General features: G+C 41.0%; 10 protein-coding genes. 2 read left to right on the top strand and 8 right to left on the bottom strand.

Going from position 1 to position 14,960, the window contains the following annotated elements:
- Positions 1-106: 106 nt before the first annotated feature.
- The 3 genes from VB836_RS14640 to deoC all read right to left on the bottom strand — a co-directional run bounded on the left by VB836_RS14640 (position 107) and on the right by deoC (position 3,498).
- A complete protein-coding gene (locus VB836_RS14640) occupies positions 107-1,594 on the bottom strand; it encodes an MFS transporter (protein WP_323220142.1) in 1,488 nt (495 codons plus the stop codon).
- Between the two features lie 290 nt (positions 1,595-1,884).
- Entirely contained in the window at positions 1,885-2,796 is a 912-nt protein-coding gene (recO, locus tag VB836_RS14635) for a DNA repair protein RecO (protein ID WP_323220140.1), read from the bottom strand.
- A gap of 12 nt (positions 2,797-2,808) precedes the next feature.
- Entirely contained in the window at positions 2,809-3,498 is a 690-nt protein-coding gene (gene deoC, locus VB836_RS14630) for a deoxyribose-phosphate aldolase (protein ID WP_323220138.1), read from the bottom strand.
- Between the two features lie 287 nt (positions 3,499-3,785).
- On the opposite strand from deoC, the gene VB836_RS14625 reads away from it, so the two are divergent.
- On the top strand, positions 3,786-4,244 hold the full coding sequence (locus VB836_RS14625; RefSeq protein WP_323220136.1) for a peroxiredoxin: 459 nt from the start codon (positions 3,786-3,788) through the stop codon (positions 4,242-4,244).
- A 229-nt stretch (positions 4,245-4,473) separates the two neighbouring features.
- Here VB836_RS14625 and VB836_RS14620 read toward each other — a convergent pair whose 3' ends face one another.
- From VB836_RS14620 to VB836_RS14600, 5 genes are all read right to left on the bottom strand, one after another.
- Positions 4,474-7,104: an MASE1 domain-containing protein gene (locus VB836_RS14620; RefSeq protein ID WP_323220134.1), complete on the bottom strand. Its 2,631-nt coding sequence runs from the start codon at positions 7,102-7,104 to the stop codon at positions 4,474-4,476.
- A 416-nt stretch (positions 7,105-7,520) separates the two neighbouring features.
- Positions 7,521-8,744, bottom strand: a complete 1,224-nt coding sequence (locus VB836_RS14615) for an RNA-guided endonuclease InsQ/TnpB family protein (RefSeq protein WP_323220132.1) — start codon at positions 8,742-8,744, stop codon at positions 7,521-7,523.
- A gap of 186 nt (positions 8,745-8,930) precedes the next feature.
- Positions 8,931-10,475 carry a DUF6798 domain-containing protein gene (locus VB836_RS14610; RefSeq protein WP_323220130.1) on the bottom strand — a complete coding sequence of 515 codons (1,545 nt, stop codon included), beginning with the start codon at positions 10,473-10,475 and terminating at the stop codon, positions 8,931-8,933.
- 30 nt (positions 10,476-10,505) lie between these two features.
- Positions 10,506-12,257, bottom strand: a complete 1,752-nt coding sequence (locus VB836_RS14605; RefSeq protein ID WP_323220128.1) for a hypothetical protein — start codon at positions 12,255-12,257, stop codon at positions 10,506-10,508.
- Complete coding sequence (locus VB836_RS14600) at positions 12,254-13,045, bottom strand: class I SAM-dependent methyltransferase (RefSeq protein WP_323220126.1); 792 nt, start codon at positions 13,043-13,045, stop codon at positions 12,254-12,256. The genes VB836_RS14605 and VB836_RS14600 overlap by 4 nt, the downstream gene beginning before the upstream one ends.
- 135 nt (positions 13,046-13,180) lie before the next feature.
- Here VB836_RS14600 and VB836_RS14595 point away from each other — a divergent pair, with 135 nt between their 5' ends.
- A complete protein-coding gene (locus VB836_RS14595) occupies positions 13,181-14,959 on the top strand; it encodes a hypothetical protein (protein WP_323220125.1) in 1,779 nt (592 codons plus the stop codon).
- Position 14,960: the final 1 nt, after the last annotated feature.

The raw sequence follows: 14,960 nt of genomic DNA, 5'->3' as shown, positions 1-14,960 counted from the left end.
ACGAATAAGCTTCTCCGCATCGAAATTCACTGATTATCCTTCTCTGGGGGTAGAACAGTGAACAGTTTACAGTTCTACTGACTTCTGACTGCCTGTTGCCTTTTGCCTAACTTTCTTGTATGGAGATGTACCAGGTTAAAATCCCGCCAACCGTTGCCATCGCGGCTAAACCAACAAAGACTGCGGACAAGCCCAGATAGGTTTCTGCGACTCCTGCTAAAGCAAGCGGTAAACTCAGAGCAATATTAACTGCATTATTTTGCAAGCCAAAGACTTTTCCCCGCATTTCTTCGGGTGTTTCGGCTTGGATAGTCGTTTGCATGGGGATAGCAACCACCGACGCACACAGACCCAATATAATAATCAATACAAAAGTAGAAATGAGCTGTTGGCCAAATATAGCCAGACCCATCAAACAAGTCGCCAGTCCAATTGAACCAATTAATGCAAGCTGGATGTGAGAGAATCGATGCCCCAGGTGGCCCAGTAGAGCGGCACCAATCGCCATCCCCACACCTGCGGCGGCTAGTAAAAAGCCAAATTGAGAAGATTTGAGTTCAGGGATGATCTCTGCTAAACGCACCGCGAGAACCGCAAGAGCGGCAAAAATGCTAAATAAAATAATCAGTTGAATCAGGGCATTGCGAACTTTATGATGATTACTGAGATATTTCACCCCATCGCGTAAATCTTCTAAAATATGAGGACTTTCAAGTTGGTTAAAGTCTCTTTTTTCTCGCAGTTTCAGTCCCATTAATAGCAAGCCCGCGATCGCATAAGCTCCTCCTACGATTAATTCTTTGCCAATATTCATCCCCCAACCGATTGTTTCAAAGAATAGATCGGCGAGTGCTAAAAGGGGTTCTCCTACGGCAAAACCAATAATCACTGAAGCCATCATTGTTGTGGTATACAGTGAGTTGGCCGATAATAAATGATTTCGTTTAACAATTAAGGGAATAGCCGCTTGTTCGGCGGGAGCAAAAAACTGAGTTAAGGTAGACACTAAAAACGTAATCGTGAGTAATAGGCAAAACCCCAAGGGGAGTTGACCTAAATTCATATTATTGGAGAGCCAAAGTAGTAGAGGCAGCAGCAAAACAAATCCACCTCGTAGGAGATTCGTTAGTACCAAAACAGCTTTTTTCGGCCACCTATCAACATAGGCTCCGGCGGCTGCCCCAAATAATACGGCGGGAATGGTAAAGGCAATCATCACGGCTGAAACCCAACCGCTAATCGTTTGATCCGCTTGCTGAAAGCGAGTAGAAATCAAGGCAATCATCAAAACTAGATAAACTTTATCTGCGAGTTGAGAAAAGACCTGCCCACTCCAGAGAACTAAGAAGTTCTGATTTTTGAGTACAGGCCAAAAGCCCCGTTCCTCTTTTTCTAGTAGCATATCTGACGAAACAGATGGCTGGCTTTTGATGGGATTGCTCGTCGATTTTGAGGGATGATTTCCATTTCCATTGCTTTCAGGATTCAAAGGAATTTCGGGAGTTGAAAAACCTTCTACATAACCATTTTTTCCCTCTTTAGTCAGGTGGGATTTTTGATCAAAAGACTTTTTCTCGGGATTTAGCGATCGCATTATTTTTTAAAAGATATAGCAAAATTAGCAAATTCGGGAAGTTCAGAAAACGCGACTCAATTGCGGTAATGATAGAGGATAAAAACGATTAACTTAATATTTTTTAACAGGTTTGTGAGCCAATTTTTTTGAATTTGTTTCCCTCATTAAATGGCAATGATGCCGATCATTGAGCATAGCGAGTTCAGCCTAACTCTTGTTTGATGAACGGGATCACCCCAATGGTCAGTCCGAAAACCCAATTGTTGAGTATTCTGATTAAAATCTAGAAAACGAGTTTAACCTAGACTTCAAAATGAATAGCTCAGTTGAAATTGCTCAACATAGGTGTCAATCAAGGCAGCAGAACGAATAGCACGTCCTAATTGATACTCAGCATAGCGCCGCAGAAGGCGTTCAACCGATACCCAATCAGATAAGGGAATAGAGGGGGCGGTTGACAGAGTAGCCCTTTGTTGAGACTTTAGCTCCCATTCAAGCTCATCACTCAATTGGGGATGAGCCAATCTTTGCAAGATAGCTAACTGAACTGCACTTAGTTTAACATGGAGCTGCCCCCCAAAGCCTTGAGAAATGGCTCTAGGATGGCGATCGCTCCTTTTCGGAATCGGTTTTTCCGCCTCTAGACTGATAGTTCCCCCTGCATCGAGGCTAAAACCGACTCGCCAATCAGGATCGCTGAAATTCGCCACGAGGGGACGTTGTGTCAGACAACAGTGTTGAACTTGGGGAGCAACACCTGTCCAAGCGAGGAGGTGAAACATCCCCTGCGTCAGAGAAGCAATAATAGCGGTGATATTTTCGATTTCCGGGGTATTGGACAAATTTTCAAGCCGCTCTAAATGTTCATTAAACAATAAAAAGAGTTCTTCTTGGGGTTGTTCACTCAGGGCGATCAATAACACTAATTCAGCTAAATACTGACTCGCCGCAAGTTTACCGAGATTTTGACTCAAACCTCCGTAGGATTTAATCATGTCTGCTTGGGTAATGCGATCGAGCGATCGCCCCTTAGACAGCAACAGTTCATTGACAACAAACAATTCACAACGCCCCCCCAGTTTAGAGCGGGGTTTTCGGGTTCCGGGGGCTACGGCTCGAATTAAGCCGTATTCAGGGGTTAAAATCGTGAGGATGCGATCGGACTCTCCTAAAGCAGTTCCCTTTAAATTAATTCCGGTAGCGGTGTAAGTTCGATTCATAGCAGGGTTGGGTTAATGGTTTTGATCGGTTTCATCTCGCTGAGAGAGTAAATGAACACCGCGAGAGGTTCCTAAACGATTGGCTCCGGCTAGAATCAGATCGGCGGCTTGTTCGTAGGTGGTAATTCCACCGGAAGCTTTAATCCCAATTCGTCCTCTGGTAAGATTTTTAAGTAGACGCACATCAGCAACGGTTGCTCCCCCATATAAGCCTGTACTGGTTTTGAGAAAATCCACTCCGGCATCCATTAAAACTTCGGCTGCAAGTTGTTTTTCGGCATCTGTCAGAACTGCCGTTTCTAGAATCGCTTTAACGCTTTGATCAGTTTGTTCGCAGATTTCAGCAATTTCTCGGTACAGTTCCTCGGTTTTTGCGGTTTTGACCCAACTTAAATTAATCACGACGTCCAACTCAGTCGCCCCATTTTCAACGGCTTCTAAGCTTTCATAGAGTTTGACAGCAGAAGTCGTTGCGCCACTGGGAAAGCCAATCACACTGCAAACTTTCGGGGATTGACCGTGTAGTATATCCGCGACTTGACGCACGTAGCTGGGATAGACACAAACTGCTGCGAACTTGTATCGTAACGCTTCAGCACAGCATTGTTCGATTTGCTGAGGGGTAGCGGCGGGGTTGAGTAGGGTGTGATCGATAAAGGGCGCAATATCGAGATCTGTATCTAGATAAGATTGAGTTCCCATAAGGTTGGACTCCTTTTTACAGTTATCAGTGACCAGTGTTCTAGGGGCGGCTTCTACAAAGAGTTGTATTTGTGAGTAGCAATCTACATATTCTCGCCCCCGACTACAAAGATTCCTAAAAGATTCCTATTTCTGAGTGATCAGCCGGGGCGGGTTTATATAACTTATTTGTGGGAAGACATACATTTGTTCGGAGGTGCGCCCCTACATACAACACTCTTCCTATTTGCGTTATCATAACAAAAGTTAATAATTTTTTCAGATTAAAGTCACAGGGTAGAGCAAATATGACGGTTAAAGTCGGAGACACGGCACCTAATTTTACCTTAACGTCTCAAACCGGAGAATCAGTGAGTTTAGGAGACTTCCGGGGAAAAACGGCAGTTGTGCTGTATTTCTACCCGAAGGACGATACGCCGGGATGTACTGCTGAAGCTTGTGCATTTCGCGATAGTTATCAAGTGTTTAAAGATGCGGGTGCTGAGGTAATTGGTGTGAGTTCGGACTCAATAAATGATCACAAACAATTTGCCAACAAATACAATTTACCCTTCGTCTTGCTAAGTGATTCTAGCAATAAAGTTCGTCAACTTTACGGAGTTCCGGCGACATTGTGGATACTTCCGGGGCGAGTCACTTATGTGATTGATAAACAAGGCGTTGTGCGGCACATTTTTGATTCGATGCTTGATTTTAAAGCCCATGTTGATCAAGCCCTGCTGACTCTTAAAGGCATTCCCGCTTAACCGTTTACAGTTGTAGGGGTAATTGATGAATTACTCCTACCAGTCACCAGTGTTGTATGTAGGGGTGCGCCTCCGAACAGATGTAGGTCTTCCCACAAATAAGTTATATAGCGCGAAGTGCTATAAATAGGTGACTGGGGAGGGGGAGGGCGGGTTGATGTAGACTGTTGCTCAGAAATACAAATCTTTGACAGAACCCGCCCCTACAACGGGTGACTGAAAAAACGGTTTATTCTTCCCGTGCATAGAGGAGGAATTGAGGGAGTCGCATGGTGAAGGTGGAACCGTGACCTAACTCACTCATTACGGTTAATTCTCCGCCCATAAGTTCGCAGAGTTTGCGGGTAATGGTTAAACCTAAACCTGTTCCTCCAAATTTGCGAGTGGTGCTTTCATCAGCTTGAGTAAAGGGATTAAACACGGTTGTAATTTGTTGGGGACTCATGCCAATTCCGCTATCAATCACCTGAAAAATAACATAGGGAATAGGTCGTAGAGAACTATCAGACCAAGAAGCTAAATCAACCCTAAGTAAATCCCTTTCTGAACGAGAATTAGGGAGATCAGGAGCAGGAACAGTGGGGAGTTCAGCCTTGGGATCAGGGTTTTCTTCTTGCCATACTTTTAAGGTGACTAAACCCTGTTCAGTAAATTTGCAAGCATTACTTAACAGATTCAATAACGACTGTCTCACCTTAGTAATATCGGTGTGGATGATGTCGATTTTATCACCAATTTCTATTTGAAAAGTATTAGTATTTTTCTCGGCTAGCGGTGCAATGGTTGTTTCAACTTCCCAAAGCAGAGTTGTTACTTTGTAGGTTTCTAAATGAAAATTCATGCGACCCGCTTCAATTTTTGAGAAGTCGAGAATATCATTAATGAGGTTGAGTAGATGATGACCCGCAACGTGAATATTTTTCAAGTCTCCGACGAAATCTTCTAAACCCATATCTTGAGCATCTTCTTTCAGGAGTTCGCTATAGCCAAGAATGGCATTCAGGGGGGTTCGGAGTTCGTGACTCATATTGGCTAAAAACAAACTTTTAGCGCGGTTGGCGGCTTCTGCGGCTTCTTTGGCGGTGCGAAGTTCTGAAGCTTGCTTGCGATCGGTGATATCATTAGCCATGATTAATAGACATTCTGTTCCTGCTAAGTCGATTAACTCGATAGAAATTAACCAATGACGAATTTCTGCCTGTTGATTGTAAACTTGGACTTCGACATTACTAAGGTGATGTTGCTGTTGCAAAACCTGTCGGAGTTTTAGATGTTCATCGGGGTCAACCCACATTTTTAAATATTGTGTGTTGTTATTAATCACTTGTTGTCGTTCCCACCCCAATTGACGTAGAAAACTGTCATTCACATCTAGAAAACATTCCTCAGAAAAGGTGCAAATTCCTATTCCAATGGGACTGGCTGCGAAGGCTTTAGAAAATCGTTGTTCACTGGCGCGTAATGCCATTTCTGAGCGTTTGCGTTCTGTGATATCTTGTACTGTACCTGTGATCCGAGTGGGTGAAATTACGGTTTGTTCACAGACGAAGCGTTCGTGACCATCTGGTAAGAGCAAGCGATAATCAATGATATAAGGATGTTGCAGGGAAAGAACTTGATTGACAGACTGACGGACTAACTCTCGATCTTCGGGATGAACGGACTGGAAAAATAGCTCTAAACTGGCGGGAACGGACTGGGGTTTTAAGTTTAAAATGCGATACAGTTCATCAGACCAGTCGAGAATTTGACCCCGAATAATCAAGTCCCAGTGACCCACTTGAGCAATGGCTTGGGCGTGGGCTAAACTGGCTTCGCTCCTTCGCAGGGAGGCTTCAGCCTGTTGACGTTCGGCGACGGTTGCGGCGAGAACCAAGCCTGTGATCACCATTACCCCAATAAAAGCTTGCAGGGAGAAGATTTGGGGAATATCTGTCGCCCGATCAATAAACGGGCCACTGTCGCGCATTAGACCCCAAACGGCAAAAATAGCGGTTAAAACGTGAGCAATGGCAGCGCCCCTTTGTCCAAACCGCAGGGAAGCCCAAACAATGAGCGGGAAGGGCAGGTATTCGAGGGGATAGCGAATGGAGGCGGTACGGGTACGAGAACAGAAGACGAACCAGTTTAAGGCTAAACTGAACAACAGCCAGATCAAGACTTCTAGCAGGTGGATCAGTTGAGTGGCTTGTTCAGTTAAAGTCTGTTGTGGACTGTCAGGCGTTGAGGGCGAGGAACGACTTCTCCAGAGTCGTAAGAGGGTGGCAATAACTGAATGTTCTGTTGTGTCTTGTTGTTTGTATCGATCTTGTAGCCGGACTCCCCAACTGAGAACTAAGGGGCTAACCACAAGAATACCGACGGCGTTTGCTAACCAATAGCCCATCCAAACTTGATCAAAGTTTGTCCAGTCTGACAGCGTAATGGACTGATGTACAGCCATCAGGCTAGAACTCAGGAGGCTCGAAACGGCACTTGCTAAGATAATCAGTCCTAAAACGTCTTTGAGGCGTTGGAGTCGGCAGGAAAAGTCGATTTGCTGTAACAGCCAAGTTCCCAAACTGACTTGTAGCGTTGCACCTAGACTGAAAATCACGGCGATGGGAATGGATGTACTAAGCTGTAAGAGGTGGGAAAAAAAAGCACCGAGAGCAATTCCGGGCCAGTATTGACTTCCAAACAGCAAGAGCGCAGCTTGAGCAATTCCGGCGACGGGTAGAAAAATGATATCTGTTGGGCTGGGTATGAGGGTCTCAATTGTCAGCTTTGCCGTTGCAAAATAAACAGCAGCAATGAGCCAGATTGTCGTCAGGTATTGTCCTGTTTTACCCTTCACAATGTTATGGAGCTGAGTCTGCATTTGAATGGTTTTGTGTTAGGGGTGGCATTTGCCCCTAGTTTCTAGGTTAATCTGCTGAAGTCTCTGAGGTTCAAGATTTTTTTCAAAGATCGGAGAACCTTCTATCAGCACAGGAGTATCCGCGCACTGAGTCAATGGAGCTGTTAAAGTTGAGGGTGATCGGCACTTGAGGGTGTTTGGAGTAAAATGAAGCCTCAATCAATACAATCAGACTGCTGTCCGATGAGAGCCGTTAAAATTCGTCCTCACTAGGCGAGTCAATGATAGTCTGCTATCGGGTTGTAGCTCTTTTCGGCTTTCAGTCCTGTAGAATTTAGGCAACTTAACGGATTAGTGGTGTCTGAGAGACTCAGACAGACCTCCCAAATTCATTCTAACTATTGCTTTGGCTATATTATTGAATTTATGAATGGCTGCTATCGAAGACTGATATAATACAGTACAAAACGTATTAATGCTTCGTTCCTGTCTTGCAAAGTTCCTTCTCGAGCGGTTTCCGCCGAGATCGGACTTTGCGCTGCATCACCCCGGACTGTCGGCAGCACCCGGTCAGACAGGCTTTTTACCAAGAAGCCCTCGGCATAATGTAATAAATTCAGACTCGCATTTAAATCACGGTCAACGCTTACACCGCAATTATTACAGTTAAAAACTCGTTCTTTCAGTGGCATTTCTTGAACGTGACCGCAACTTGAACAGGTCTTAGTTGATGGATAGAATCTATCAGCAAAAACTACTACTGAGCCGTACCACTCGGACTTATACTCAACTTGGCGGCGAATTTCATAAAAAGCAGAATCAGCAATAGCACCCGCTAACTTATGATTCTTTAACATCCCAGAAACATTCAAATCCTCTAACCCGATGACTGCGTGGTTTTTGCATAGCCATGAGGTTAATTTGTGAATTCCATCTTTTCGGATGTTTGTGACTCGCTGATAAGCTTTCGCTAATTTGAGTTTGGCTTTATTCCTGTTATTGGAACCCTTCTGTTTTCTAGAAAGTTCACGCTGAAGTCTCGCTAGATTTTTTTGAGCTTTTTTGTAAGCTCTGGGGTTAGCGAAAACAGTACCATCTGAACAGGTCGCCAATGCCTTAACTCCAACATCAACACCCAGATATTCTCGGGATTTAACAGTCTGTTCTGGCTCAAATTCGTAAGCTACAGACAGATACCAAGAATCAGCGACTCGACTAATTGTGACTCGCTTTGTGTTGATTTCAGGTAGGGGTTCATAAGTGAATATCCATCCAATAAAAGGAAGCTTCAATCTCCTCCCTGAAAACCTCATTACTTGGCCACAATTATCTAAAGTAAAGCTATCATTTCTGCCTTTTTTCTTGAATTTAGGATGTTTGGCAACACCTTTAAAAAAGCGACTGAAAGCTTCCCCTAAGTGCATGAAGGCAAATTGATAAACTCTAGAACTTAGCGTTGACTGCCAGGGATAGTTTGGCTTAATGTGATTGGTGTAGAACTTTTTTAGCTTATTCGTTGAAGGTTTTAAACCCTGTTTGTAAGCTTCATTCCACATCGCTAACGCCCAGTTCCAAACCCACCTAGAATATCCGGCGTGGGTCGCCATTAAGGTTCTTTGACGGTTGTTCAGCTTCAGTTTGGTCTTGAAGGCTCGTTGCATAGATCTATTATCTGATCTTACAGATAGTACCGTGTTGTACCATAAATCGTCTACTAAGTTACTGCTCTAGACATTTTGACCTGTCTCCAGAATTGTACCAAATTTATCCAGGGTTTTAGCTGGGGCTGTTGTCTGTGGAGAACAGCATCTCTCAATCGGAGTTGATAATCTTCAGCTCATGATCAATTAATTTAAGGGGGTTTTGGGTATGGGTTGATAAACTTTGTACCTTTGATCATCATAAATCATCGTCCAACCCGCACAAGGATTTGTATCACCGAGTTCTGTTATTACATGAGTAATTTGATAAGTTTTGACGACTTCTTCTAAGGCTTGACACCGTGTTTCTCGAAAGTCGGGGGAATAAAATCTCTGTGCCATCATTAATCGATTATGCCATTCGATGACTTCAATATCTTTGTAGGGATGAGATTTATAATTCGCTAAAATGGGTACACCTGTATATAATCGGAATTCGATAAAGTTTCCAGACGTATGAGGGACTAAATATAAATCTTCGGGTTGTTTTTTTGACTTGACAAAATCCATCAAATTTGCATAATCGGGGCGGTTTTGTAGTTGTCTAATTTGGTCTTCAGCACCGACAATGACATAAAGCGAGAGAATGATTAAACTGAGAAACACAATAGATTTTTGATATTTTTGTAAAAAGCCTGGAAATTGATCAAAGAGGTTAGCGAGAAAAACCGCAAGAATCAGAGCTGTTGATAAGGGAACTAAAAAGGCGGAAACCCGCCAAGGAGTGATAAATCCTAATGTATTATTATTGATTAAAAATTGGAATAATGTTGCAACTGTTGCGACGGTAAATGGAATGAATAAAATTAAAAACATTTCGGTTTTCAGAACCAGATAAATCGCTAAAACAATCACTAAAATTTGTACGAATGCAATGCTATCAAACCAAGCTGTTGGAAAGGAATGATGGGGAATACGACTAACTATTAAACTTTTCGCGAGTGTTGCGACTTCGGGAGAGGTGGGTTGAAACACAAAAAACATATACAGCGTTACAGGTAACACCAAGAGAAAGGATACCCAACCGACGAAAAATATTTGTTTAATTGGTTCTCCTTTTTTATATAAAATAATCAGATAGGATAACGTTATTAAGGCTGCACTCGGAAGATAAGCCGGATGAACGGTTGCTGCTCCCGCTAATGCGAATAAAGACCAGAATATTTGTTCTCGCAGAAATAAGTGAATGGATAAAATAATCAAAATCCCAAAGTTACTGGTTTGAAAGTAGTCTCCTAAAATGTATTGTTCAGCGACACCTGAATGGAGATAAATATGGGTTTTAAAGTCTAATATTTGGATTTTTAGACAGTGTATTGTGACAATAAAAACAAGATAAATAATTTGTTTAACGTTTGTGTTAAACTTAAATAAGCTCTCAGCTATTCCGATAAAACTATAGACATAGATTCCGAACAAAATAATATAATAAAAATAAAAGCAGTAGGGATGTAAATAAGCATAAGTTAAGTGAACTAAAGCTGTAAAAACAGGTAAAGGGTCTAATGTATTGGCTAGCCAATCTTGATTGAGGTATCCGAGTCCTGCTTTGGCGAGTCCCTGCAAAAATTTAGTATTTTGATTCGAGGTATAAAGCGGTTCCTGAACATAGGAAATTCCGAGAACTATCCCTAATATTAAAATTTCCCCGAGGACAGATAATCTGGATTTTAAAATCTTTAAATTGATCACTGTTTTCAAGGTCTCCTCCTGTTTTCATTTTTATAATTCCATCAGACAATCTGCTTCTAAAACCATTACCTTTTCTGTTGTTAATACAGAACATTGTTGCAGGGTTTGACTCAGAGCAGGAGTTTTTCCTTGCTCAAAATCAGCTAAAATCTCTTGACCTAAAGAATGATACCATTGTCTTAACCAGTGATTTTTTAGCAGATATTCCGGCGTAAATGCTATGTTGTCTAAGACAATAAAATCAAATTGATGAGTTTTAATCAAATTTTGTACTACAGTTAAATCAGAACTATATTGAGCTTTAATTAACTCCATCGCTCGTTGCTGAATTTGACTGTAATACCCTAAATGATAGGGAATTGCATATTCCCAAGCGACCCAAACTGAACGTTGAGAAAAGCTCGGAATATTATCCGCTACTTTAGAAATTGAAGCAATTAAAGTATCTTTCGGTTGCTGGGAAAAAAAGTGATAAATTTCTGTTTCTTTGGCAAAAATAAAGCTTGTTTTTGGAAACTTTCCCCAAAAGCAAGACCCTAAAATAATTCCGAGTCCGAGACAGACTGTTAAACTAAAAGCGATCACCCGTTTGGCTTTTTTACGGGGATATTGACTCGCCCAAGTTAACACGATATCTAATAATACACAGAGGCTTATTCCTGCTGCTAACGCTAAACACAGACGAAAGGTATAACAGGTATAACGACTGGGAAGATGGAGTTTGAACAACATCAAATGAGCGGCGATAAACCAACTGATAGAGGAGATTAAAACCGAGGGTAATATGTTGATATGAGGGGTTATTTTTTGCAAGAGTGGAAGTCTTGCTTTGAATAAAAAGAATAACGGAAGTAATAAACCTGCGCTCATCAGTGGAGGTCTAAATAAATATTTGGGGAATAAACCACTGCGTTGACCTGTGATGAAAAAATCCCAGAGATTATCTTGAAAAAATGCACTATTTCCCGCTCCTCCAAACTCCGACATTGTTTTAGCTTCAGCAACGGAAATCACTGGTGCAAATTCACTCGAAGTCGCCGCATAATATAAAACAACTATAAAAGTTATTCCCAGTCCAATAATGCTAACCCAGCGATTTTTGATATCGTTCGTTAAACGGACTGATTTTTTATTCCAGTCAAATAGTCTGAGGATTAAAATACCTGCACTAATTAACACAGCTTGCGGGTAAAATAGTCCTAATAGGGCGATAAAGATGGCAACTCCTAAAACAGATTTTCGCAGTAGATAATAGAGAAATCCTAAAAATAACGGATAAACAAATGCTCTAGGGGTGGCTGATACTAAGTCATCATTGAACCAAAGTTGTTGATTGAGTAAAATTGATGAAATAAATCCAGACAAAGGAAGAGGTAACAGTTCTAAAGCGACGTAAAAACAATAAAAAGTCGCAACAATATCTAGTCCCAAAGGAATAATTTTACCGATAAAAATAGGATCGATTCCTAAATGGGTAAATAGCCAATATAAACTTCGATAACCTTCAGGTGCTACGGATTGAAAATAGTCAGCTATTAAATCATCAGTAAACAACTCAGCATCAAGAAACCTCTGCATCCAAAAAATATGTTTTCTCGCATCATCTTGAATAACATACTCACTGCTAAAAGCTTCTTGTACTGCTAATAAACTGTAAATCGTTGCAAAGGTCAAGCTCAAACTGAGCCAAAACTTGATTGATGAACGCCCAATTTTAGTAGAAGAACGAGTTAAAAAACTTTGTACAGGCAAAATGGGGATTTGAAAAATTGTTAAAATCATTTCTCCTTGACTTCAGCTAGATAGACATCGGTGCGATATACAATATAAACCAATCCTTGCTCATCTTTCCATCTGTGGTATAATTCCTGCAACTGAGCGATAATTTCTTCGGCTTCACGACCCTGAATCGGAATATAGGACGCACTTTGAGTTCGACCGATTAATTCAGTTACATCTAAGGCTTGATAATGGCTAAACATTTGATGACGCTGATTTTCAAAAGCTGAACTTTCTAGGAGTGCCGTAATCGGTCTGGGATGTTTTTTCTGGAGAATTGAATGATATTGAGATGATTGCTTAAAGATGGTACTATATTCTTGAGTAAATTGATCCTTTCGATAGCGATGATTCCAGACAATCGCAACTCGTCCAGATGGTTTTAAAATCCGATAAAATTCTCGGAGAGTCGGTTCAGGAATAAACCAATGAAACGCTTGAAAAGTCGTCACTAAATCAACAGATTGATCGGCTAAATAAGTGGCTTCGGCTGTCCCTTCTAACCACTCAACTCGGGGATGAGGAGTCGCCATTTGTCTCATCGCTTCATTCGGTTCAACTGCTAACACTTGAATCCCTTTATCCGCCAATAAACGCGCAGAAATTCCCGTCCCTGCGCCGATATCCGCCGCAATCATTGTGTTAACATTACCCAGTCCCTCTATAATATTTGCGATCGCTTCGGAAGGATAACTCGGTCTATACTGAGCATATTCCCTCGCTCTCAAGGAGAACCGAGTTAGAGGGTTCTTCGCGTAGAGGGGTAGACTATCTGAGTTGATTTCCGTCATAACTTCAGTTGAGATTGACGTGATTCATCCTGATAATACCGTCTAATGTGCTAATTTGTTACGTTAATCATCCGGCGAAATTTCTGATCGTATTACGGACAGAATAATTCCGAAATCATTATAGATCGAGGTGCTATGTTCGTTCAACGCTTGCGTCAATTTCTCACGACTCCACAGACTGCATCCCGGCAACGAACCCTATTTTGGTTTTCACTCAGTCTGACGTTTAGCGTCATCTATAGTATTCTTGTTTTACAGCAAGCTTTTGATGGAGAATATGTCGTTCAAGATGATGCTCGTAAGCATATTTTTTGGATGCGACGTTTTGTTGATACCGAATTATTTCCCAATGATTTAATAGCCGACTTTTTTCAATCTGTTGAACCTGTAGGACTGACTGCTGTTTATCGGTTTTTTATTCATTTTGGTCTTGATCCAATGGTGATTAATAAATGTTTGCCATTGGTTTTAGGGGTAATTATGACTGGTTATTGTTTCGGGATTTGTTTACAACTTTTCCCCGTTCCCTTCGCCGCATTTATCGCGTCTTTGTTGTTTAATCAAAGTATCTGGATGAAGGATATTTTTGTCGCAGCGATCGCTTCATCCTTTTCTTATCCGCTATTTTTTGCATTTCTCTACTATTTCCTCAAAAAATCAAGGATTTCTTGTTTAATTGCTCTGATTTTACAAGGATTATTTTATCCTCCAACTGTACTTGTATCAGCCGGATTATTTTTGCTCAATTTAATTCAATTTAAAAATAATAAAATACGCTTAAATTCCAATAAAAAACTGTTTATATTTTATATAATGGGATTAATCCTGGCAAGTTTAATGCTGCTTTCCTATTTAATCAGTTCATCGGAATATGGGCCTATTATTAACGTTGCAGAAGCCAGAAATTTACCCGAATTTCAACCCAGAGGACGAGGAAGTTTTTTCAATGATAATCCTATTGAATATTGGTTTTTAGGAATTCGGAGTGGCATGATTCCTCGAGAGTTATTAAGTCCTCTTACCCTTTGTTTCGGCTTGTTTTTACCGATTTTAATCAAGTTTCCCTGTCAGTTTACCCTGGTTAAACAGATTAAAAACTCGGTTTTTTTTCGACAACTTTTATTCGTGTCTCTGAGTCTTTTTTTCTTGGCTCATCTTTTTCTCTTTTATTTGTTTTTACCCAGTCGATACATCAATCATAGTTTTTATCTTTTAATTGCCATTTCTACGGGAATTACTTTAACAGTTTTGATTGATTATATTTTAAGTTTTGCGGAAAAACATTCAAGTTATCAACTCAAAAACGATCAAATCTTTTCAAGAAGTATCAAATTTAAACTGGGTTCATTCATCGCTTTAGGAGTAACGACAATCCTTGGTATTGCGGTGATTTTTTATCCTTCATTTCTTGACGAATTCACCTCTCCTAGCTACAGAGAACCTAAAGAAGCGAGTCTCCATGACTTTTTATCTCAACAACCCAAAGATATACTGATTGCTAGTCTATCACACGAAGCTGATCATATTCCCTCCTTTGCTCAACGTTCTGTTTTAATCGCTTGGGAATATTCAATTCCCTATCAAGTGGGTTATCATCGTCAAATTCGCCAAAGAGCAATGGATTTAATTGATGCTCAATATACTCAAAATATACAAGTTTTACGGAATTTCATTCAAACTTATGGTGTTGATTTAATTCTACTCGATGACAATGCTTTTCTTCCCTACTATTTAACGGATAATAATTGGTTTAGACAATGGGAATTTAAAGCAGAGGAAGTCGCATCTATACTTAAAGCAAAGACTCCCCCTGCGGTGATTAACACATTAGTTAGTGCCTGTTCAGTCTATCAAACAGATACTTTCATTGTTGTGGATGCAAACTGTATTTTAAAAGTCTCTAAAACTCCATAAG

Source organism: Limnoraphis robusta BA-68 BA1, assembly GCF_034932365.1.
Taxonomy (GTDB): Bacteria; Cyanobacteriota; Cyanobacteriia; order Cyanobacteriales; family Microcoleaceae; genus Capilliphycus; species Capilliphycus robustus.
This window is presented reverse-complemented; position numbering and strand designations above follow the sequence as displayed.

Coding starts and splice junctions, on each gene's coding strand:
- VB836_RS14640 (WP_323220142.1), bottom strand. CDS start 1,594: ATGCGATCGCTAAATCCCGAGAAAAAGTCTTTTGATCAAAAATCCCAC.
- recO (WP_323220140.1), bottom strand. CDS start 2,796: ATGAATCGAACTTACACCGCTACCGGAATTAATTTAAAGGGAACTGCT.
- deoC (WP_323220138.1), bottom strand. CDS start 3,498: ATGGGAACTCAATCTTATCTAGATACAGATCTCGATATTGCGCCCTTT.
- VB836_RS14625 (WP_323220136.1), top strand. CDS start 3,786: ATGACGGTTAAAGTCGGAGACACGGCACCTAATTTTACCTTAACGTCT.
- VB836_RS14620 (WP_323220134.1), bottom strand. CDS start 7,104: ATGCAGACTCAGCTCCATAACATTGTGAAGGGTAAAACAGGACAATAC.
- VB836_RS14615 (WP_323220132.1), bottom strand. CDS start 8,744: ATGCAACGAGCCTTCAAGACCAAACTGAAGCTGAACAACCGTCAAAGA.
- VB836_RS14605 (WP_323220128.1), bottom strand. CDS start 12,257: ATGATTTTAACAATTTTTCAAATCCCCATTTTGCCTGTACAAAGTTTT.
- VB836_RS14600 (WP_323220126.1), bottom strand. CDS start 13,045: ATGACGGAAATCAACTCAGATAGTCTACCCCTCTACGCGAAGAACCCT.
- VB836_RS14595 (WP_323220125.1), top strand. CDS start 13,181: ATGTTCGTTCAACGCTTGCGTCAATTTCTCACGACTCCACAGACTGCA.